The organism is Aeromonas sp. Y318-1 (assembly GCF_027706125.1).
Classification (GTDB): domain Bacteria; phylum Pseudomonadota; class Gammaproteobacteria; order Enterobacterales; family Aeromonadaceae; genus Aeromonas; species Aeromonas hydrophila.
The window spans coordinates 172,648-195,417 of record NZ_JAPDCM010000002.1 but is presented as its reverse complement, the minus strand read 5'-3'; the positions used below and the strand labels follow the sequence as shown (position 1 = coordinate 195,417).

15 protein-coding genes are annotated in these 22,770 nt (G+C 58.3%); 13 read left to right on the top strand and 2 right to left on the bottom strand.

Annotation, left to right across the window (positions count from 1 at the left end):
• Positions 1–55 precede the first annotated feature (55 nt).
• From soxR to OKB87_RS03390, 6 genes are all read left to right on the top strand, one after another.
• Positions 56–523 carry a redox-sensitive transcriptional activator SoxR gene (gene soxR / locus OKB87_RS03415; RefSeq protein WP_017410890.1) on the top strand — a complete coding sequence of 156 codons (468 nt, stop codon included), beginning with the start codon at positions 56–58 and terminating at the stop codon, positions 521–523.
• Between the two features lie 68 nt (positions 524–591).
• Entirely contained in the window at positions 592–1,170 is a 579-nt protein-coding gene (locus OKB87_RS03410; RefSeq protein ID WP_270826471.1) for an O-methyltransferase, read from the top strand.
• A gap of 9 nt (positions 1,171–1,179) precedes the next feature.
• A complete protein-coding gene (locus OKB87_RS03405) occupies positions 1,180–1,590 on the top strand; it encodes a nuclear transport factor 2 family protein (protein WP_016351173.1) in 411 nt (136 codons plus the stop codon).
• 268 nt (positions 1,591–1,858) lie between these two features.
• Positions 1,859–2,632: an amino acid ABC transporter substrate-binding protein gene (locus OKB87_RS03400; RefSeq protein WP_270826469.1), complete on the top strand. Its 774-nt coding sequence runs from the start codon at positions 1,859–1,861 to the stop codon at positions 2,630–2,632.
• Positions 2,633–2,689: 57 nt separating this feature from the next.
• On the top strand, positions 2,690–3,346 hold the full coding sequence (locus OKB87_RS03395; protein WP_017410894.1) for an amino acid ABC transporter permease: 657 nt from the start codon (positions 2,690–2,692) through the stop codon (positions 3,344–3,346).
• Positions 3,343–4,104, top strand: coding sequence for an amino acid ABC transporter ATP-binding protein (locus OKB87_RS03390; RefSeq protein WP_269382569.1), 762 nt, complete (start codon positions 3,343–3,345; stop codon positions 4,102–4,104). The genes OKB87_RS03395 and OKB87_RS03390 overlap by 4 nt, the downstream gene beginning before the upstream one ends.
• Positions 4,105–4,184: 80 nt before the next feature.
• Here the strand turns inward: OKB87_RS03390 and OKB87_RS03385 are convergent, their stop codons facing one another.
• Both OKB87_RS03385 and gltB read right to left on the bottom strand, forming a co-directional pair.
• Positions 4,185–5,600 carry an FAD-dependent oxidoreductase gene (locus OKB87_RS03385; protein WP_139748781.1) on the bottom strand — a complete coding sequence of 472 codons (1,416 nt, stop codon included), beginning with the start codon at positions 5,598–5,600 and terminating at the stop codon, positions 4,185–4,187.
• Positions 5,601–5,612: 12 nt separating this feature from the next.
• Positions 5,613–10,070 (bottom strand): glutamate synthase large subunit, encoded by a 4,458-nt coding sequence (gltB, locus tag OKB87_RS03380; protein ID WP_270826465.1) that lies wholly within the window; start codon positions 10,068–10,070, stop codon positions 5,613–5,615.
• A 613-nt stretch (positions 10,071–10,683) separates the two neighbouring features.
• Between gltB and OKB87_RS03375 the strand changes: the two genes are divergently transcribed.
• The 7 genes from OKB87_RS03375 to OKB87_RS03345 all read left to right on the top strand — a co-directional run.
• The gene (locus tag OKB87_RS03375) at positions 10,684–11,619 is read left to right on the top strand and encodes a TIGR01212 family radical SAM protein (protein WP_042066796.1); all 936 of its coding nucleotides are present in this window, start codon (positions 10,684–10,686) and stop codon (positions 11,617–11,619) included.
• Positions 11,620–12,022: 403 nt separating this feature from the next.
• Positions 12,023–14,167: a type I secretion system permease/ATPase gene (locus tag OKB87_RS03370; RefSeq protein ID WP_118880918.1), complete on the top strand. Its 2,145-nt coding sequence runs from the start codon at positions 12,023–12,025 to the stop codon at positions 14,165–14,167.
• Complete coding sequence (locus OKB87_RS03365; RefSeq protein ID WP_011706512.1) at positions 14,160–15,578, top strand: HlyD family type I secretion periplasmic adaptor subunit; 1,419 nt, start codon at positions 14,160–14,162, stop codon at positions 15,576–15,578. Before OKB87_RS03370 ends, OKB87_RS03365 begins: the two co-directional genes overlap by 8 nt.
• Before the next feature lie 35 nt (positions 15,579–15,613).
• Positions 15,614–16,942, top strand: a complete 1,329-nt coding sequence (locus OKB87_RS03360; protein ID WP_011706511.1) for a TolC family outer membrane protein — start codon at positions 15,614–15,616, stop codon at positions 16,940–16,942.
• Between the two features lie 158 nt (positions 16,943–17,100).
• The gene (locus OKB87_RS03355; protein WP_139329108.1) at positions 17,101–17,823 is read left to right on the top strand and encodes a transglutaminase-like cysteine peptidase; all 723 of its coding nucleotides are present in this window, start codon (positions 17,101–17,103) and stop codon (positions 17,821–17,823) included.
• A 3-nt stretch (positions 17,824–17,826) separates the two neighbouring features.
• Positions 17,827–19,752 carry an EAL domain-containing protein gene (locus OKB87_RS03350; protein ID WP_270826464.1) on the top strand — a complete coding sequence of 642 codons (1,926 nt, stop codon included), beginning with the start codon at positions 17,827–17,829 and terminating at the stop codon, positions 19,750–19,752.
• Positions 19,753–19,909: 157 nt separating this feature from the next.
• The coding region (locus OKB87_RS03345; protein WP_270826462.1) for a retention module-containing protein at positions 19,910–22,770 on the top strand (2,861 nt) is incomplete at its 3' end.

The following is a 22,770-nucleotide window of genomic DNA, read 5'->3' as shown; positions in this document are numbered from 1 at the left end:
CATAAGGGGAGACAGGATTGTGCAAGTTAAAGCTAACTTGAGGTCAAGCGTGGCGATGGAACGCAAATGGCTGGCCATCGGCCAGATAGCCAAACGCTCGGGCGTCAAGGCCAGCGCCCTGCGCTTCTACGAGCAGAAGGGGCTGATTGGCAGTGTGCGCAGCGAGGGGGGCCAGCGGCTCTATCCGCAGGATGTGCTGCGCCGCATCGCCTTCATCCGGGTGGCGCAGGGCATGGGGTTGAGTCTGGGCGAGATAGGGGAGGCCCTGGCCGGTCTGCCGGAAGGGCGCACCCCGGATCGCCGCGACTGGGACGGCATTGCCGGCCAGTGGCAGAGCCTGCTCGATCGGCGCATCACGGCTCTGCAGCAGCTCAAGGAGAAGCTTGGCGCCTGCATTGGTTGCGGTTGCCTCTCGCTGGAGCACTGCGCACTTTACAATCCGGATGATCAGGCCGCCGGGCAGGGCGAGGGTCCCCGCTACCTGCTGGGGGATACGCCACCGAGCGGGCCGGCAGCAAAATGATGAACATGAGGGGCGGTCCAGCCATGCCATGCACCGGGCCGACTCGTTTACACCGTCAAGGAGGAGACATGGCACTGGAACAACTGAAACGGGAGTTGGAGCTGTTTGGCGAGCAGAATGACGGCGCGCAACAGTCCCGTGGCAGCAAGATGCTCAACATTACCCGCGATACCGGCGAGCTGCTGGCGGTGCTGGTACAGACGAGGGGGGCCGATGCGGTGCTGGAGATCGGCACCTCCAACGGTTACTCCACCCTCTGGCTGGCCGAGGCAGTCAAACGGCTGGGGGGCCGGGTCACCACCATCGAGCTGGACGAGGGCAAACGGGCCATGGCGGCCGCCAACTTTCAGCGGGCCGGGCTCGACCCCTGGATTGAGCAGTTGGCAGGGGAAGCAGGCACGCTGCTGCCCACCCTGCCGACGACCGCTTACCCGCTCATCTTCCTCGACTCCGATCGCCAGCACTACCAGGCCTGGTGGCCCGAGATCCAGCGCCTGCTGGCCCCCCGCGGTCTGCTGGTGGTGGACAATGCCATCTCCCATCGCGAGGAGCTGGCCGAGTGGATGGCAGAGGTGGAGCAGGATCCGGCCTTTGCGACCTCGCTGGTGCCGGTGGGCAAGGGGGAGTGGCTGGTGGTGCGGTTGTAGGGGGCAGGCATGGAAAACAAGACCATGGAACCAAAAGCAGTGGTGGAGGCCTATTGGCAGGCCATGCAGAGCAACGATTTTGTCAAGGCCTCCAGGTGGCTGAGCGATGACTTCCTCTGTGACTGGCCCCAGTCGGGGGAGCGGATCGAGGGACGGGCCAACTTCGTCGAGATCAATCGGCGCTACCCGGCGGCCGGGCCCTGGAATTTCGATGTCGTCCGCCTGCTGGAGCAGGGGCGGGAGGTGGTGACCGAAGTGGTGATCACCGACGGTGAAGTCGAGGCGCGCGCCATCACCTTCCACACGGTGCGTGGCAATACCATCTGCCATCAGACCGAATTCTGGCCCGATCTCTACGAGGCGCCGCACTGGCGTCGTCACTGGGTCACCAGCATCCCGCGGGAGTCGCAACCCGCCTGACATGGTTTCCGCTGGCGGAGCGCCGCCAGCGGGGCTATTCCTCGGTCAGCCCGGCCATTATTTTTTCGTTATCCATTATTTCGCTAAATATCCCCGTATTTCATGGTTGGGTCATGCCATGCGCCACGTTATGTTTCATCCATACCGCCAGCCAGCATTATGAAAGTTCTCTCAGCCGATAATTAATTTAAAGATGATAACCGGCTGGTTTTATTTTGTGGTGGTGGGCAAGCGTTCTGGATGTTCATAAAATATAACGAGGTGAATAATGAAAAAACGGCACTCCCTGTTTTTAATGGCGGCACTTCCGCTGGCACTGATGACCTCGGTACAGGCACAGTCAAGCCTGGCCGAGATCCAGCGGGCCGGGGTGATCAAGATCGGCACCGAAGGGGCCTATCCTCCCTTCACCTATCACGACAAGAGCGGCAAGCTGGTGGGCTTTGACGTGGAGATCGGCGAGCTGATCGCAAGCGGTCTCGGCGTGAAGCCGCAGTTCGTCGAGGGCAAGTGGGACGGGCTCATCGCCGGGGTGGATGCCAAGCGCTATGATCTGGTGCTCAACGAAGTGGCCATCACCCCTGAGCGGCTGAAAAAATATGATTTTTCAGACCCCTACATCACCTCCAAGGCGGTGATCGTGGTGCACAGCGACAACCACAACATCAAGAGTTTTGCCGATCTGAAGGGCAAGAAATCCTCCCAGTCGCTGACCAGCAACTTTGCCCAGCTGGCGAAATCATCGGGCGCCGAGGTGGTAGCCACCGAGGGATTCAACCAGTCCCTTGAACTGGTGCTGACCGGGCGGGTAGATGCAACCATCAACGACAGTCTCTCTTTCCTCGACTTCAAGAAACAGAAGCCGGACGCCAAGCTGAAGGTGGCGGCCACCGAGGCCAAGGGGGATCAATCTGCCGCCCTGCTCGCCAAGGGACAACCCGAGTTGCTGGCCGCCATCAATCAGGCGCTGCGCAATGCCAAGCAGGATGGCGAATATCAGAAAATATCGCAGAAATATTTCGGCACCGACGTCTCGCAATAATATCGCGGCAACATAATAACAACTGAGGATATTAACGTGCCGGCCTGGTTGCAGTTAATGATCGACTCTTTTTGGCCCCTGCTCAGTGCGGGGCTTATTTTTACCGTGCCACTCACCCTGATCACCTTCGTGCTGGGAATCGTGCTCGGCTTGTCGGTGGCGCTGGCCAGATTATATGGTCCGGCCCCGCTGGTGATGCTGGTCCGCTTCTATGTCTGGCTTATTCGGGGCACCCCGCTGCTGGTGCAGCTGTTTCTGATCTTTTACGGTCTGCCGAGCGCCGGCATAGTGCTGGATGCCTTCACCGCCGCGGTGATCGGCTTCACCCTCAACATCGGTGCCTACAGCTCGGAGATCATCCGTGCCACCCTGGCGGCCATCCCCAAGGGGCAGTGGGAGGCGGCCTATTCCATCGGCATGAACTGGCCCCAGGTGATGTGGCGGGTGATCCTGCCGCAGGCGGCGCGCATCGCGGTGCCGCCGCTCTCCAACACCTTCATCTCCTTGGTCAAGGACACCTCGCTGGCGGCGGCGGTGACCGTGCCCGAGCTGTTTCAGGCGGCTCAGCGGCTCGCCTCCGTCACCTATGAGCCGCTCATCCTCTATGTCGAGACGGCCCTCATCTACCTGTTGTTCAGCTCGGTGCTCTCCACCCTGCAAGACAAGCTGGAGCAGCGACTGGCTTACAAAGAGACCCGGGAGGTCGCCCTATGATCCGCTTGAGTGGCATCGAGAAACAGTTTGCGGGGCAGCGGGTGTTGAAAGGGGTGGGGCTGGCGATGGCCGCGGGCAGCGTCACCGCCCTGATCGGCCCCTCCGGCAGCGGCAAGAGTACCTTGCTGCGCTGCGTGAACCTGCTGGAGCGACCCGATGCGGGCCAGCTGGTGCTGGGGGGCAGCGAGCTCGACTTTACCCGGCATCTGTCACGGCAAAGCGTGCTGGCTCTGCGCCAGCAGACCGGCATGGTGTTCCAGAATTTCCAGTTGTTCCCGCACATGACGGTGCTGGAGAACGTGATGGAAGGGTTGGTGACCGTGTTGAAGTGGCCCAGGGAGAGGGCAGTGGCGCGCGCCCTGCAACTGCTCGACAAGGTGGGGCTCAGGCACAAGGCCGAGGCGGTACCTGCCACCCTCTCCGGCGGTCAGCAGCAACGGGTGGCCATTGCCCGGGCGCTGGCGCCGGCCCCCAAGGTGCTGCTCTGTGACGAGCCCACCTCGGCGCTGGATCCCGAGCTTGCCCAGGAGGTAGTGGCGGTGCTGCGCCAGCTGGCCAGTGAGGGCACCACCATGCTGATCGCCACCCACGACTTGCGTCTGGCGGCCCAGATCGCCCAGCAGGTGATCTTTCTGGAGGCGGGAGAGGTGGTGGAGGCGGGCAGTGCGCGCCAGATGTTCACCACCCCCAAGCGGGCGCGTACCTTCGAATACATCTCCACCCTCACCGAGCGGTTGCCGGAGAGCTGGAGCATCTAGCCGGTTGTGGCTGAGCGACATAAAAAAACAGCCCCGCACGAGCGGGGCTGTTTGCATGATGGCTTGGTTGCGACGGCAGATCACACGGCCAGATAGTCCATGATCCCTTCGGCCGCCTTGCGCCCCTCATAGATGGCGGTCACCACCAGATCGGAGCCGCGCACCGCGTCGCCACCGGCGAATACTTTGGGGTTGCTGGTCTGGAAGGCATGCTCGGCCTGCTCCGAGGCCTTGATGCGATCCCGGCCGTCAAGCTCGATGCCGTGTTCCGCCATCCAGGGCTGAGGATTGGGCTGGAAGCCGAACGCCATCACCACCGCATCGGCAGCCAGCACCTGCTCGGAGCCTGTCACAACCACCGGATTGCGGCGGCCATTGGCATCGGGGGCGCCGAGCTCTGTGCTCACCACCTTGATGCCGCAGGTGCGGCCCTGGGCGTCCAGCTCGACGCCGACCGGCTGCAGGTTGAACATGAATTCAACCCCCTCTTCGCGGGCATTCTTCACCTCCCGCTTGGAGCCCGGCATGTTCTCCTCGTCGCGGCGATAGGCGCAGATCACCTTGTCGGCCCCCTGACGGATGGCGGTACGCACGCAGTCCATGGCGGTATCACCACCGCCGAGCACCACTACCTGCTTGCCGGCGAAGTCGATGTAATCGGCTTGCGCCTTCTCAAAGCCCAGCAACCGGTTGGCGTTGGCGATGAGGTAGGGCAGGGCGTCATAGACTCCCGGCGCCTCCTCGTTGGCAAAGCCGCCCTTCATGTACTTGTAGGTGCCGACCCCGAGGAAGACCGCATCGAACTCGCCGAGCAGGTCGGCGAAGGTGACATCGCGGCCCACCTCGGTCTCGAGGCGAAACTCCACCCCCATCCCCTCGAAGATCTCGCGGCGACGCTGCATCACCTCTTTTTCCAGCTTGAAGGAGGGGATGCCAAAGGTGAGCAGACCGCCGATCTCCGGATACTTGTCGAACACCACCGGGGTGACACCGCCCCGAGCCAGCACGTCGGCACAGGCGAGGCCCGCCGGGCCGGCGCCGATGACGGCGACCCGCTTGCCGGTCTTGACCACCTTGGAGAGATCGGGCTTCCAGCCCATCTCGAACGCCTTGTCGGTGATGTATTTTTCGATGTTGCCGATGGTGACGGCGCCGAAGCGATCGTTGAGGGTGCAGGCACCCTCACACAGTCTGTCTTGCGGGCAGACCCGGCCACACACCTCCGGCAGACTGTTGGTCTGGTGGGAGAGCTCCACCGCCTCCAGAATGCGTCCCTCGTTGGCCAGCTTCAGCCAGTTGGGGATGTAGTTGTGCACCGGGCACTTCCACTCACAGTAAGGGTTGCCGCAGTCGAGGCAGCGATCCGCCTGCATGCCGACCTGGGCCTGGTTGAAGGACTCGTAGATCTCCACGAACTGGATCTTGCGGATCTTGAGCGGCTTCTTGGGCGGGTCGACCCGCTGCACGTCGATAAACTGAAATACGTTCTGGCTCATAGGGTTCCCTCCTTATTGCGCCTGGATTCTGAGTTCTGCACTGGAACGGCTGGTGTGGCCAAGCAGCGATTTGACGTCGCTGGACTTGGGTTTGATCAGCCTGAACTTGGGCACATAGGAGTCGAAGTTGGCCAGGATCTCCTCGGCGCGCGAGCTGCCGGTTTCATTGAGGTGCGCCGTGATGATGCCGCGCAGGTGCTCCTGATGGATGGCGAGATCCGCCACGTCCAGCAGTTCTACCAGCTCGGGGTTGGTGCGCTTGGCAAAGTTGCCGCACTCGTCGAGCACGTAGGCGAAGCCGCCGGTCATGCCCGCGGCGAAGTTGACGCCGGTGGTGCCGAGCACGGTGACGATGCCGCCGGTCATGTATTCACAGCCGTTGTCACCAATCCCCTCGACTACCGCCAGCGCCCCTGAGTTGCGCACCGCAAAGCGCTCGCCAGCGGTACCCGCAGCGTAAAGTTTGCCGCCGGTGGCGCCGTAGAGGCAGGTGTTGCCGATGATGGCCGCCTCGTGGGATTTGAATGCCACGCCGACATGGGGTTTGATCACCAGCTTGCCGCCGGTCATCCCCTTGCCCACGTAGTCGTTGGCATCCCCCGTGAGGATCATCTCAAGGCCGCCGGCGTTCCAGACGCCGAAGCTCTGGCCTGCGGTGCCGTTGAAGTGAACCCGCACCGGATCGGCCGCCATGCCCTGGTTGCCGTGGCGCTTGACGATCTCGCCGGACAGGCGCGCCCCCACCGAGCGGTCGGTGTTGCGGATGTCGTAGCGAAACTCGCCGCCGCTCATGTTTTCCACCGCCTCCAGCAGATCTTCCACCATCTTGAGGTTCAAAGGCCCCTTGTCGAAGGTGGGGTTGTGCTGCTGGCTGAACAGGCTGGAGCCTGCCGGTGCGACCGGGCTGGCCAGAATACCGGAGAGATCCAGCTTGGCCTGACGGGCGGTGAGGCCGGGCAGCGCTTCCAGCAGGTCGGTGCGACCGATGAGGTCGGTCAGCTGGGTGACGCCCAGCTGGGCCATCAGCTCGCGGGTCTCCTCGGCGATGAACTTGAAGTAGTTCATCACCATCTCCGGCAGGCCGGTGAAGTGCTCGCGACGCAGCTTCTCATCCTGGGTAGCGACGCCGGTGGCGCAGTTGTTCAGGTGGCAGATACGCAGGTATTTGCAGCCGAGCGCCACCATGGGGCCGGTGCCAAAACCGAAGCTCTCGGCGCCGAGAATAGCCGCCTTGATGATGTCCAGACCCGTTTTGAGGCCACCGTCCACCTGCAGCCGCACCTTGTGACGCAGGCCGTTGGCCACCAGTGCTTGCTGGGTCTCGGCCAGGCCCAGCTCCCAGGGGGAGCCGGCGTATTTGACCGAGGTGAGGGGGCTCGCGCCGGTGCCGCCGTCGTAGCCGGAGACGGTGATGAAGTCCGCATAGGCCTTGGCCACGCCGCAGGCGATGGTGCCAACGCCGGGCTCGGACACCAGTTTCACCGACACCAGGCAGCTTGGGTTGATCTGCTTGATGTCGAAGATGAGCTGGGCCAGATCCTCGATGGAGTAGATATCGTGGTGGGGCGGCGGCGAGATCAGGGTCACGCCGGGCACCGAGTAACGCAGCTTGGCGATCTGGGCCGTCACCTTGTCACCGGGCAGCTGGCCCCCTTCGCCGGGCTTGGCCCCCTGAGCCACCTTGATCTGCACCACGTCGGCGTTCATCAGGTAGTGGGGGGTGACGCCAAAGCGCCCCGAGGCCACCTGCTTGATGCGCGAATTCTTCTCGGTGCCGAAGCGCTTGGGATCCTCGCCGCCTTCACCCGAGTTGCTCTGGCCGCCGAGCCGGTTCATGGCGATGGCCAGGGCCTCGTGGGCTTCCGGGCCCAGCGCGCCGATGGACATGGCGGCGGAGTCGAAGCGGGGGAACAGCTTGGCAGCCGGCTCCACCTGCTCCAGCGCCACCGGGTTGTCGACCTTTTTGAGGGTAAGCAGATCGCGCAGGGTGGCGACCGGCCGCTCGTTCACCAGGCGGGCGTACTCCTTGTAATCGGCATAGTTGCCGGAGCGCACCGCCACTTGCAGGGTCTGTACCACGTCCGGGTTGTAGGTGTGGTACTCGCCGCCGTGGACGAATTTGAGCAGGCCGCCCTGAGTGAGGGCCTTGCGGGCCAGCCAAGCCTGACGGGCCAGATTGAACTGATCCTGCTGGATGTCGGCAAAATCGGCGCCCTGGATGCGGCTCGATACGCCGCGAAAACACATCTCGACCACGGCTTTGGAGAGGCCCACCGCTTCGAACAGCTGGGAGCAGCGGTAGCTGGCCACCGTGCTGATGCCCATCTTGGACATCACCTTGTAGAGCCCCTTGTTGATGCCGTTGCGGTAGTTGAGCATGGCCTGGCGCAGGCTCATCTTGAGCACGCCCTCTTCTACCTGCTTGGCCAGGGTTTCGTAAGCGAGGTAGGGGTAGATGGCGGTGGCGCCAAAGCCCAGCAACACAGAGAAGTGGTGCGGGTCGCGCACGCTGGCGGTCTCCACCAGGATGTTGGCGTCGCAGCGCAGGTTGTTGTCCACCAGGGTACGCTGCACCGCTCCCACCGCCATGGCTGCCGGGATGGGCAGGGTGTCGGCACTGACGTCCCGATCCGAGAGGATAAGCAGCACGGTACCGGCCTTGGCGGCAGCCTTGGCCTCTTCACAGATGCGCAGGATGGCCGCTTCCAGGCCCTCTTCGGGTTTGAAGTTGAGGCTGATCACCTGATGGCGATAGTGCTCCCCTTCCAGCGCCAGCAGCTGGTGGAAGTCGGAGTAGAGCAGGATCGGCGACTGGAACAGCACCCGGTGGGCGTGGCCGAAGGTCTCGTTGAACACGTTCTGCTCGCGGCCGATACAGGTGGCCAGCGACATGACGTGGTTTTCCCGCAGCGGATCGATGGGCGGGTTGGTGACCTGGGCGAACATCTGGCGGAAGTAGTCGTACAGGGTGCGCTGGCTGGAGGAGAGCACCGCCATCGGGGTGTCATCCCCCATGGAACCCACCGCTTCCTGGCCGTTTTCACCCAGTACCCGGATGATCTGATCCAGCTCCTCATAGGAGTAGCCGAACAGCTTCTGATAGGTTTTCAGTTGATCGTCGGAGAACTCGCGGGCGCCGGTGCTGGCGTCATCCATCTGCTCAAACGGCACCAGCCGCTTGCAGTGCTTGTCCATCCACTGTTTGTAGGTGTGACGGCTCTTGAGATCGTCATCGATCTCGAAGCTGGTCCAGATCTTGCCGTTGCTGGTATCGACCACGAACAGCTCGCCCGGGCCGACCCGGCCCTTCTCCAGCACTTCGTCCGGGGTGTAGTCCCAGGTGCCCACTTCAGAGGCCAGCGTGATGAACTTGTCCTTGGTGATGACGTAACGGGCCGGACGCAGGCCATTGCGATCGAGCGCGCAGGTGGCGTAGCGACCGTCGGTCATGACGATGCCGGCCGGGCCATCCCAGGGCTCCATGTGCATGGAGTTGAAGTCGTAGAAGGCGCGCAGGTCGTCATCCATGTTCGGGTGTTTCTGCCACGCAGGCGGGATCAACAGGCGCATGGCACGGAACAGGTCCATGCCGCCGGCCAGGAACAGATCCAGCATGTTGTCGAGGCTGGAGGAATCCGACCCCGTGGTGTTGACGAAGGGGGCGGCCTCTTGCAGATCGGGGATAAGCGGCGTCGCAAACTTGTAGCTGCGCGCCTTGGCCCACTGGCGGTTGCCGGCGATGGTGTTGATCTCGCCGTTGTGGGCCAGATAGCGGAACGGTTGCGCCAGCGGCCAGCGCGGGCTGGTGTTGGTGGAGAAACGCTGGTGGAACACGCAGATGGCCGCCTGCATGCGAATGTCGGCCAAATCCAGATAAAAACGCGGCAGATCCACCGGCATGCACAGTCCTTTATAGACGGTGACCAGGTTGGAGAGGCTGACCACGTAGAAGTAGTCGTCGCTGATGCGTTTCTCGATGCGGCGGCGCACGATATAGAGGCGGCGCTCGAGATCCTTGTCGACCCAGCCGGGCGGGGCGTTGACAAAGACCTGTTCGATGCTGGGCAGGGAGGCCTTGGCGATGGGGCCGAGTACATTGGTATCGATAGGCACCTTGCGCCAACCGACCAGGCTCAGGGTCTCCTTTTCCAGCTCTTCGTCGATGATGTCGCGAGTGGCTTGCGCCAAGACGGGGTCGGGGTTGAGAAACAGCATGCCGACCGCGTAGTTGCGGCCCAGGTGCCATCCCTTCTCTTCGGCGACAGCTCTGAAGAAGCTGTCGGGTTTTTGCAGCAACAGACCGCAGCCGTCGCCGGTCTTGCCGTCGGCGGAGATGCCGCCACGGTGCTGCATGCGAGCCAATGCTGACATCGCGAGACGGACAAGCTTGTGGCTGGCTTCACCTTCCATGTGGGCCAACAGGCCGAAGCCACAGTTATCCCTCTCCAGCTTTGGATCATATAGTGACATTGCATTTCTCCCTTGCTCGGCCTTGCATCGCACTGTCATCAACAGACTGCATAAATTGCGATTGGCTCTTGTGGTTCCGTCCGCCTGAGGTGGCGAATCTCCAAACTAATGGGATTTTTCGGCAAGGTCAATTGGACATCCCGGCTGTTTTCATTATCACAAACCCATAACAAAATGTCGGGGTGCGGGTATATATGGGGTATTAACTGGCGATTGCTCTGGTTATTTTTGTTTTCGTGGAGTTTTGTATTGCCATATTGGACTTTGCTGGTTGACTCAATGGGGGCAAGGATTTGTAGTAATTTTACCAATCCACTCGACAAGTGAATGGCCGAGATCACAATAACGATGCAGGTGACTTGCATTTGCAAAACCACCGTCTATGAGAAAATTTTCATTATTCAACAAACTGTTAGAAGATGGTTTTGTGGTGGTGTTGAGCCTTCGTCAAATTGGGGATGAGTCTCGAAAGCGTCGATAACTACCCATTTGCTGATATTTATCCGGTTATTGATGAATATTTATATGTTTTCCCGACTCTCTCCTCTCTTGATCCAGCGCAGCGCTGCGCGCGGCCAAGCTCGTACAATGACGCCCCTTTACTGGAGGTGTCATGCAGTTACACGAACTCGTCAATACATTCGGCCAGGATCTCAAGCAGCGCCATGGCCAGAAGATCCACAAGCTCTCCATTCACGGTGCCTTCACCTGCCCGAACCGGGACGGCACGCTGGGCCGTGGCGGTTGCACCTTCTGCAATGTCTCCTCCTTTGCCGACGAGTCGGCCCAGCAGCTTTCGGTGGTGCAGCAACTGCTGGCTCGCCGGGATGAAGTGACCCGAGCCAAACGTTATCTCGCCTACTTTCAGGCCTATACCAGCACCTATGCCGAGGTGGAGTACCTGCAGCGCATGTATGAAGAGGCGCTGTCGGTGAGCGACATGGTGGGCTTGTGTGTGGGGACGCGTCCAGATTGCGTACCGGATGCGGTACTGGACCTGCTGGCCGGTTATCAAGCCCGGGGTTACGAGGTGTGGCTGGAGCTGGGGCTGCAGAGCGCCAACGACAAGACGCTGCAGCGCATCAACCGGGGTCATGGCTATGCCGCCTATGTTGACGCTGTGACCAGGGCCCATCAGCGCGGCATCAAGGTGTGCGCACACCTGATCGTCGGTCTGCCCGGTGAAGTCGCCATGGACAGCCTGAATACGCTGCAGCGCATCGTGGAGACGGGGGTGGAGGGGATAAAACTGCACCCGCTGCACGTGGTAGAGGGAAGCACCCTTGGCAAGGCGTGGCAGGCGGGTCGACTGGAGGTGCCGAGCCTGGCGCAGTATGTGGAAGCGGCGGTTGCCATGATCCAGCATACGCCGCCCGAGGTGGTGTACCACCGCATCTCGGCATCGGCACGCCGTCCGACTCTGTTGGCGCCGGCCTGGTGCGAGAATCGCTGGACAGCCATGGCTGACATTGCTAGTGAACTGGCCCGATCCGGCGCCCAGGGTCATGCGCTGGGGCGCCCTTTTTCGCTTTCTGGCAATATCGACTAGGTAATCAGATTCCATCAAAAAAACAGTGAGTTATTAGATGAAATTCAGTCTTTGCGGTATAGTTTCGGTAAAATTGTCTTGATATAGTACTTGGCTTGAAAAAGATATCATTATCAATAAGCTTGTATTATTTCCAATTTGGACGGGATATATCGGAGGTGGCGCCATCTTGTGTCGCGATCCGCAACCAAACTGCCCGTCTCGCCTTTGGGTGTAATGCCTATCAGGTCTGCCAATGACATTCAGTGTCATGTACCTGTGCTTAATGTGTATCAGGCTGTTGATCCCTTCTCGGGGAGCTCTGTTCTTTATGTCACGGGATCGTCTGCGCCAAACTGCGCCCGTGAAGCTTGAATATCGGTGTGGCGATAGAGCCGGCCCAATCATGCAGTGACAGGATGCTATGCAAGCAGAAACTAACCGTATTGACGAGTTGTTGGAGTGTCTGGTCTTTCTGACCCGCTTTTATGGGGTGCCCAACAGCAAGGATGCCCTGACGACCGGTTTGCCACTGGTGTCCGGCCTGCTGACGCCCAACCTGTTTAGCCGTGCCGCCGAGCGGGGCGGGCTGTCGGCCCGGGAAGTGATCCAACCGCTTGCCGAAATCTCCCCCTTGTTGCTGCCTTGCGTGTTGCAGATGCGCAATGGCGGTGCCTGCATTCTGCTGGAGTGGAATGAAGACAGGAGTCAGGGCAAGGTCATCTTTCCTCAGGCGGGAGATGCGGCCCAGTGGCTCAGTGCGGCCCAACTGGGTGATGAATATCTGGGCCGACTGTTTTTTGTCAAAAAGCAGTTTAAGTTTGATGAGCGCTCCCCCAAGGTGCTGGAGACCCGTGACGGGCATTGGTTCTGGAGCACTCTGTTTGAATCCCGTGGCATCTATCGGGACGTACTGATCGCGTCCATCCTCATCAACCTGTTTGCCATCGCCAGCCCGCTGTTCACCATGAACGTCTACGACAAGATAGTGCCCAATCTGGCATTTGATTCTCTTTGGGTGCTTGCGGTCGGGGCCATGGTGGTGTTCACCTTCGATTTCGTGATGCGTCAGCTGCGCAGCTACTTCATCGACATCGCCGGTAAAAAATCGGATGTGCTGTTGTCGGCCAAGATCTTCGCCAAGGTGATGGGCATGCGGATGGAGTCGCGGCCGGCCTCGACCGGTGCGTTTGCCAAACATCTGCAGGAGTTCGAATCGGTACGGGAGTTTTTTACCTCCGCTACCGTCTCTACCCTCATCGACCTGCCGTTCGCGGTCTTCTTCCTGTTCATCATCTGGATTTTTGCCGGTGTCATGGTCGTGGTACCGATCGTCGCCATGCTGATCCTCATTATTTACAGCTTCTATATTCAGGCGCCGCTCAAGCAGTCCATCGAAGAGGGATCGCGGCTTGCTTCCCAGAAGAACGCCAACCTGATCGAGAGCATTTCAGGCCTTGAGACCGTCAAGATTTTCGGGGCTGAGAGCATGTTCCAGCATCGCTGGGAGCAGGCCGTCTCCCATATCTCGACCTGGGGCGTGCAGACTCGCCGCATCACCAACTCCATGTCTTCGCTGGCCAGTTATATCCAGCAGGTGGTGACGGTGGCACTGGTGATTGTCGGCGTTTATCAGATCTCGGAAGGGTTGGTCACCATGGGTGGCATGATTGCCGCCGTCATGCTGTCAAGCCGTGCCATTGCGCCCATGGTACAGCTGTCGGTGCTCTCCACCCGCTACAACCAAGCCAAGTCCGCACTGGAAATCCTGGAAAAAATCATGGTGACACCGGGTGAGCAGGAAGAGGGAAAACAGTATATCCACCATCCCGTGATCTCCGGTCGGATCGAGTTTGACAATGTATCGTTCAAGTACCCAGGGATGGAAACCAGCACCCTGCACAACATCAATCTGCGGATCGAGCCGGGCGAGAAGGTGGCCATCATAGGCCGGATCGGGGCGGGTAAAACCACGCTCGAGAAGATCTTGATGGGCTTGTATCGGCCCACCGATGGCTCGGTACGACTCGATGGGTTTGAACTGGATCAGCTGCCGGCCTCGGTGATCCGGCGCAACATAGGTTGTGTCCCGCAGGACGTGACCCTGTTTTTTGGCTCGGTGCGCGACAACATCATGCTGGGCAATCCGCTGGTGGACGATGTGCGGGTCATGCGGGCCGCCAAACGGGCCGGCGTCACCAATTTTACCAATCGGGATCCCAACGGGCTGGATCGGCAGATAGGTGAGGGGGGTCGCCAGCTCTCGGGGGGCCAGCGTCAGGCCATCCTGCTGGCGCGAGCCTTGCTCAACGACCCCCCCATTCTGGTGATGGACGAACCCACCTCCAACATGGATAACCAGTCCGAGATGCAGGTCAAGCATGAGTTGGCACGATTGGGGCCGGAAACGACCCTGATCCTGATCACTCACAAAACCTCCATGCTCGATGTCGCTTCACGGGTCATCGTGGTTGAGCAGGGGCAGGTGGTGGCCGATGGGCCCAAAGAGGCTGTGCTGCAACAGTTGAAAGAGGGCAAGGTGCGTGTGCAGGAGGCGTCCAATGGCTAAATTTGGCCTGTTCAAGAAGGCGCCATCCGATACCGTACTGCCGGCACCGGAGCACCTCGAATTCGTCGATGACGGTGCGGCTGCGGTACTGCTGAGTACTCCGACTCGAGCCAGGGCATTGCTATGGGCCTGCTTCCTGTTTTTCATGAGCGCCATCGTCTGGGCCGCATGGGCCGAGCTCGATGAGGTCACCGTTGGACAGGGCAAGGTCATCCCTTCCCGTCAGTTGCAGGTGATCCAGAATCTGGAGGGGGGGATCGTCAAGGAGATCTTCGTCAAAGAGGGTGACATCGTTGAAAAAGGGCAGCCGCTCTTGCGCATCGATGATACTCGCTTCCGCTCCGATTTTCGTGAACGGGAGCAGGAGCTGGTGACTCTCAAGGGGGATATTGCCAGGCTGCGCTCCGAAATCCAGAGCGTGGTGGTCAAGACCGGCCCCAATCTGGGGTGGCGCGAGCAGGTCGTGGTCGACAAGCAACCCATCGATTTCCCGGACGGTTTCGAAAACGTCTTTGCCGAATATGCGGCTCGAGAAAAATCAGTTCAGGATGAGCGCCTCAACAACTTGAACAACCAGCTCTATATTCTGGGGCAGCAGATTGAACAGAAAGAGCAGGAGACCATAGAGCTCAACGCCAAGATCAGGACGGTGGCGCGTAGCGTGGATCTGGCGCGGCAGGAGCTCAATATCAGCCGCCCCTTGGCCAAGGAGGGGATAGTACCTCAGGTCGAACTGATCAAGCTGGAACGGCAGGTCAACGAGATGCAGGGGGAATTGGAGAGCAACCGGCTGCTTATTCCCAAGCTCGATTCCGTGTTGCGGGAGACCATCTCCAAGCGCAACGACATTGCCTTGAAATTCCGGGCCGATTCACAGACCGAGCTCAATGAACGGCAAGGCAAATTGAGCCAGCTGTCCGAAGGCCAGGTTGGGCTGCGGGATCGGGTGGATCGCACCAGCGTGATCGCGCCGCTCAAGGGCACCATCAAGAAGCTCAAGATCAACACGCTGGGTGGTGTGGTGCAACCGGGCATGGATCTGATGGAAATTGTTCCGCTGGAAGACACTCTGCTGGTCGAGGCCAAAGTGTCGCCCAAAGATATTGCGTTCTTGCGGCCAGGGCTGGAGGCCGTGGTCAAGATTACTGCCTATGACTTCACAATTTATGGAGGATTACATGGCAAGGTTGAACAGATAAGTGCTGACTCGATCCAGGATGAAGATGGCAACTCCTTTTACCTGGTACGAGTACGCACCGAGAAAAGTTACTTGGGCGATGAGCTTAACGCACTTCCCATCATCCCCGGTATGTTAGCCAGTGCAGATATTATTACTGGTAAAAAAAGTGTCCTAGACTATTTGCTTAAGCCGATTTTACGGGCAAAGCAGTCGGCACTGAGAGAACGATAAGCCAACAATCTAAAAACAACATGACTGGAGATACCATGAAGAAGACGATTGTTGCCATGTTAGTAAGTGGCGCCGTGCTGTTCCCGGGCCTTACCCAGGCCCAAACACTGGAACAGTCAGTGGCACAGTCACTGGCTACCCATCCCAAAATCAAGGAAGCTTTTGATCTCTATCAGGCGCGACTGTATCAGCATGATGGAGCCAAAGGTGGTTACTATCCCACCATCGATCTGCGTGGTGGTGTCGGCTATGAGAAGACTGACAGCCCGTCAACTCGTGCGGCCGGCGCTAACTCGACCACCATCGATGACTCCATGACCCGTAAAGAGGCCGGTATCAGCCTGCGCCAGATGCTGTTTGATGGTTTCAACGTCAGCAGCAACGTAGCTCGTACCGATGCCGAAGCCAATGCTCAGCGTCTGGCCATGATCTCTGAGGCGGAGAATACCGCCCTGCGCGTGGCTGAGGTTTACCTCAACATGCTGCGTCAGCAGGAGATCCTGGAGCTGTCCAAACAGAACCTGGAAACGCACGAGCAGATCCGCAGCGACATCAGCAAGCGGACCGATTCTGGTTTGGGATCCACGGCAGACCAGACTCAAATTGATGGTCGTGTTGCCAGAGCCTACGCCAATCAGGCGGCTGCCGAAAATAACTACCGGGATGCCGAGAGCGAATTCATCCGGGTAGTCAACGAGATGCCAAAAGATTTGGTACAGCCGGTGCCGGATGCTCAGCTCATTCCGAGCAGCCTGGATGCCGCATTGAAGACGGCGACCGAGGTGCATCCGACCTTGCTGTCATCCTTGCAGGATATCGAAGCCGCCAAATATCAGCATGAAGGCTCCAAGTCCGGTTTTTATCCCAATGTCACGTTTGAAGTGGATCAGAACTGGAACGAGGACATTGATGCAGTCAAGGGACGCAATGACGATCTGACCGCCATGGTGCGCATGCGTTACAACCTGTTCCGTGGTGGTTCCGATCTGGCGCAGAGCAAGGCGACGTCCGCTCTCTATTCCCAGGCGAAAGATATTCATATGAATGCTTTCCGTCAGGTTGAAGAGGGAACTCGCCTGGCTTGGAACGCCAAAGAGTCTTTGACCAAGCAGAAGACCTTCCTGAAAGAGCACGTGGATGCCAGCTATGACACCGTACAGGCGTACAAGAAGCAGTTCGGGTTGGGCCAGCGAACCTTGCTTGACGTACTGAACACCGAGAACGAACTGTTTGAGGCCCGTCGCAGCTACATCACGGCCGAGTATGACTCCTTGCTGGCGGATTATCGGATCCTCAATGCCACTGGCAGTTTGCTCAATGCATTTAATGTGAAGCAGCCAGCCGATTGGCAAGCTAAACAGTAATGAAGTGCGCATCAGGTTTGATGCGAGTAAAAGGGATGGCTGCAGCCGGGCTGCTGCCATCCCTTGTCTCTGACGGCCACTTCTGGCCAGCGTTGTAACAGCCAGTGGATCTTTTGAAGATGCATGTGACTGAGCAGTATCGAGCAGGCAGTGTCGGCATGGCGTCAAGTTTCGTCTTGGCTCCGTTTTTGCGCGCACGCTGGTTGCGCTGGTCACTCTGGCTGCTGCTGGTTTCTCTGCCTTTGTTGCTTTCTGCCAGCCAGCCTCTTACCCCCGAAGATCTCAAGCTGGTACAGCGTGCACAAGATACGTACGGTGTCAGGGCCGGTAAACGGGTCACGACTTGGCGTACGCTGGTTATGCAAAATCGTGCCGCCGGTCTGACTGACCGCCAGAAACTGGAGAAGGTAAACCAGTTTTTCAACCAGATGCGTTTTATCGACGACATCAAGTTGTGGCGTAAAAAAGACTATTGGGCGACCCCGTTGGAATTTTTGGGCGCTGCTGGTGGTGATTGTGAAGATTTCAGCATTTCAAAGTACTTTACTCTGTTGGAATTGGGGGTGCCGGATGAAAAAATGCGGATGGTCTATGTCAAGGCATTGGATTACAACCAGTTTCATATGGTAGTTGCTTACTATGAAACACCATCCTCAGTTCCCGTGATTTTGGATAACTTGATTGGGTCAATCCGGCCAGCCAGCCAGCGCCGGGATCTGATGCCGATATACAGCTTTAACGGTAGTCACTTGTGGTTGATGAAGGCGCGTGGTCAAGGGGAACTGGCTGGACAGTCCTCACGCCTGGGATTATGGAATGATTTACGCAATCGCATGACTTCGGGGCGATTGGCTCAGCCTGTGTTGAATTTGGATGATTAACCTATGACGCTCTACAGACAATTACTGGCAACCATGTTGATCCTGTTCGGCTTGTTGTTTGCAGCCACCTATTGGGTGCAATTCAACTCGACTCGTACCTATCTGGCGCAGCAACAGGAAACCACTGTTATCAACACCGCCACATCCCTTGGATTGGCGTTGACGCCTTATTTGGAAAATGGCGATAAGGTGGGGGCTGAATCCGTCATTCAGGCGATATTTGATGGGGGATATTATCGCTTGGTCCGTCTGGACTTGTTGGCTTCCAAAGATGTCATTGAGCAGGAAAATACCAACAATATTCAGGGAGTGCCGCAGTGGTTCATTAATTTGGGCCTGTTTCCCGAAGTCTCCAACGAATCGATACTGACCTCTGGCTGGCTGCAACTGGGCAAATTGAAGGTTGTTGGCCACCCCGGGCAAGCCTACTACGAGCTGTGGCGTGGTATGAGCGAACTGGCGAGCTGGTTTCTGATAGGCTTTCTCATCACCACCATTTTGTTGATGCGTGCGCTCAACTATTTGCTCAAGCCGCTCAAGCAGATCTGCGAACAGGCGGTGGAGATCGAGCTCCACCACTTTGGCCACGCCATTCCTGAACCCAAGACCCATGAATTGAAACAGGTGGTACAAGCCATCAATACGCTTTCCAGCAAGCTGGCCCTGCAGTTCAAGGAACAGGCTGATGAGGCTGAAAAATTGCGGGAGCGGGTTTATGTGGACGCCGTATCAGGCTTGGGCAACCGGGCTTATTTCGTGGGTCAGGTAAACGCATGGATTGCCGAGGCAGGACAAGGCGGCGTCATGCTGGTCGCTGTCGATATGCTGGATGATCTGTACCGTGAGGAGGGGTTTGCCGCTCGCGACAACATGGTCAAGTCGATAGCACAGGCTCTGAAGGAGCAGCTGAAAGGCTGGGATGGGTCGGCACTGGCGCGGATTTCGGCCACGGAATATGCCTTACTGTGTCCTACCGATGATCTGGCCCAGCTGAAAGATTTGGCGGAAGTGATCAATAGTCGCATTGCCGACCTGGTTGTGAACCCCATGGGTGAGGGTGGTGCACTCTCCGTTATCGGTATTGCAGGGCGCGATGGTAATGACGATTTGTCAGCGTTGCTGACCAAGGCCGACAACGCCTTGGGCAAAGCGCGTAATGAACGTCGTGGCGCAGTAGTCATGGAGGGTGGTGTTGATCAAGGACTGATGGGACGTCTGGCTTGGCGCGATCTGGTACAAGATGCCATCGCTCGGCACTTGTGGCGTTTCAAGGCGCAACCTGCCTGCAGATTTGATAACGGTGAGCGTTTGCATGCCGAATTGTTTGCCTCTATTTCTCGTGATGGCACAGATTATTTTGCCGGTCAATTCTTGCCGGCCATCGAACAGTTCAAATTGGGCGGCGAATTCGATCAGGCGATACTTGAAGCTTCTATTCCATTGCTCCAACAACAGGCGGATCTGGTCTTGGCGGTCAATATTACAGCTGGCTCGCTGTGTTCCGATGAGTTCAGAGCGTGGTTGACGGGCTATCTGACGGATCATATCGAGCTGCAAGAGCGGCTGCTGTTTGAAATCCCGGAAGCTGCCATCATGAAACATAAAGATCATGTCACCGCCTTGGTGAAGGCCTTGCAAGAACATGGATTCCAGTGGGGGGTGGATCATTATGGACGTCACTTCCAGTCACTGGGATATCTGGAAGAGCTGGCTCCAGCCTATGTCAAGGTTGATCATGGCTATACCAGTCAGGTGATGGAGCCGGGGGCGGATACCTCCTTCCTGGCAGCAGTGTGCCGCGCCGCTCACAATGCAGGAGTCACAACCATTGCGACCCGGGTTGAAGATCAACATCAGGTTGAGTTGCTTGCCAAGTTGCATATCGATGGCTATCAGGGTTTTGTGCATCCCGCATTCCCACTGGCTTAAATCTTATGAAATCAAAAGGGGCCCATAAGGGCCCTTTTTTTATTCTAAAGATGAATAAGAATAGGTATTTTTAGGGCTCCTCTCTGTTTGAGATTCGCTTGAGGCGCCACCAAGTGATTGATTTGACATTATAAAAAAGACCCTTCGATTTAATACATTGCATCCCCCCAAGACGGAACAAATCCAATACATTTTTGCAACGGATGCGAAGCGTACAGACATCTATGGTGTAGACATCGAGATCTGTCACGTTGGAGCAAAGGATATGCGCACTCAAATCATCGACAAAACGGTTGTGGTCTCTTCCATTGAAGGCAGTGTTCAAATCGTGCTGGCTGATGGAAGCAGCCGCCCATTGCAAAAAGGCGAGATCCTCCAGCCGGGAGCCAAACTTAATATTGCAGATGACGCCAAACTGGTATTGGCTCCCTATGACGATTCTCCTGCCGCCGCTACTCCAGATGCTCCCGCTCATGACGCGCCAGCCCCTGGTCAACCTCAAGCCCCTGATGCGGGTACTGCGGCTTCTCCTGATATCGCTGCATTGCAAAAATCAATTCTGCAAGGGGTAGACCCGACACAAAACTTTGAAGCTTCTGCTGCCGGTGGGGCACCTGCCGCCGGTGGTGGTGGTGGCGGGATCGGTGGTGTAGCCGGTGCCAGTGGCAATGGTGGCTTTGTCACCATTGACCGTATTGGTGATGCAACCATTGCTGCCGCAGGCTTTGACACCACATATCAGACAGAGCCGGTTGTAGATACACAACAAGTAGTAGAGCCCTTGCTGGTCAATGAACTGACGGATCAGGGCGAGCAGCTGGTTGTTGCGGAAGACGGTGTATTGAATGGCAATTTGCTGGATAACACGGTCAATACCGATGGGCCGTCAGCTGCGTCGGTTCTGCTCTTCAGCTGGGGAGGCAACGCCAATGTGGCTGTCGGAACCAGTGTGACAATCGACGGGATCGGTACGCTTGTCGTCAATGGCGATGGCAGCTTCACATTCACCCCGGCACCCAACTACGACGGTGCTGTCCCCCCTGTCGTGTACACGGTTACCGATGGCACCGATACGGTCCAATCCACCTTGGAACTCACTATCACGCCAGTCAATGATCTTGCTGATCAGGGTGAGAACGTCGTGGTGACGGAGGATGCGGCGGTATCGGGCAATTTGCTTGACAACACCGTCGATAATGACGGGCCTCAGGCTGCTACTGTCACAGGATTTAGCTGGGGTGGAGTTGCCAACACGACTCTGGGCACCCCCGTCACTCTGGCAGGGGTTGGTACCCTGCTGGTCAATGCAGATGGCAGTTATCAATTTACGCCAGCCACCAATTATAACGGCCCTGTCCCGGCGGTGAGTTATACCGTCACAGATGGTACAGATTCAGTACAGTCCATACTGACTATCACGATCACTCCTGTTGATGAACCGGTTGAGCTTGCCGGTTTGCAGCTGGAGGGCGGAGAGCTGACATTAAATGAAGCCTCATTGGCAGGAGGGAGTAATCCGAATGCAGCCGCTGTGACTCAGAGCGGTACTTTTACCTTCAGTGCGGCCGATGGTGTGCAGAGTCTGACGCTGGGGGGCGTCGCCTTGGTCACCAATGGGCAAGCAGTTACAGCCTTCCCGCAAACCATTACCAGCCCACTTGGTAATCAATTGATCGTTACCGGCATTAGTTACAATCCCGTGACCGGCACTGGTAGCGTGAACTACAGCTACACCTTGGGGGGGAGTGAAACCCACACCCAGCCTGCCAATGACAATTCGCTTAGCGAGAGTTTCAGCGTGGTACTGGTTGATACCGATGGTGACAATACCAGTGGCAGCCTGGATGTGGTCATTCTGGATGATGTTCCCAGCGTCACCCTTACTACCAATTCTGACGGATTGGGATCTGTGTCCGTAGATGAAAGCCTGGTCAGCCTGGGCGGTGCCGGCACTGACGGGGTGGCCAGTGCCACCTTGAGTGCGGCCGACGTGCAGGCCCAGTTCAACCCGGCCTTCGGGGCCGACGGGGCGGGCAGCATCGGCTACAGCCTGGCGCTCACGGGGAGTAACGTGGTCAGCGGCCTGTTTGCGGTAGATCCGCAGGCTCCCGATGGACAGGGCGAGGCCATCGTGCTGAACCAGGTGGGCAACGTTATCACCGGCAGCGCCGGCGGGGTGGCCTACTTCACCCTGACCATCAACCCGAGTACCGGCGAAGTGACCCTGGCCCTGCTGGACAACGTCTGGCACGGCGACACCACCAATGCGGATGACAGCGTGGCGCTGACGCTGGGGCAGGGCGTGCTGACCCTGGTGCAGACCGTGACCGACGCCGATGGCGACCGAGCCAGTGCCGCCATTGATGTGGGCACTGGCGGGGTATTCCAGTTTGATGATGACGGTCCGAGCGTGACCATTACGGTGACGGACGATAACAGTGTGGTGTTGAATACCCAGGATGCACAGACGATTGGTGAGCTAACTGACAGCGATGGTCCGGTGAACTTTGCCAGTGCATTTGTGGCCTCGGCGACAAGCTTTGGTGCCGATGGCATGGGGAGCGATAGCTGGAGTTATGGGTTGACCTTGCTGGCGGCGAGTGGTGCTGATTCGGGTCTGGATAGTAATGGCAGCAATGTGTACCTGTACAAAGTTGGGGATGTGATAGTGGGGTCGACGGCGGCCAGTGGCGTCGGGTTGACAACCAGCTCATCCTCGGTGGTATTCACCCTGTCGGTGAATGGGAGCGGTGGCGTCACCTTGAACCAGATGCAGGAGATAGACCATGCCGGGCCGGGTGTGACGAGCGGCTATGGTAACCAGGAAGCGATCTTGGGGAGTGGGTTGGTTGGTCTGACGGGGACGGTGGTGCGCACAGACGGAGACGGTGACACAGCGACGGACAGCAAGACACTGGATTTGGGCGGGAACGTAACGTTCGATGATGACGGTCCGAGCGTGACCATTACGGTGACGGACGATAACAGTGTGGTGTTGAATACCCAGGATGCACAGAC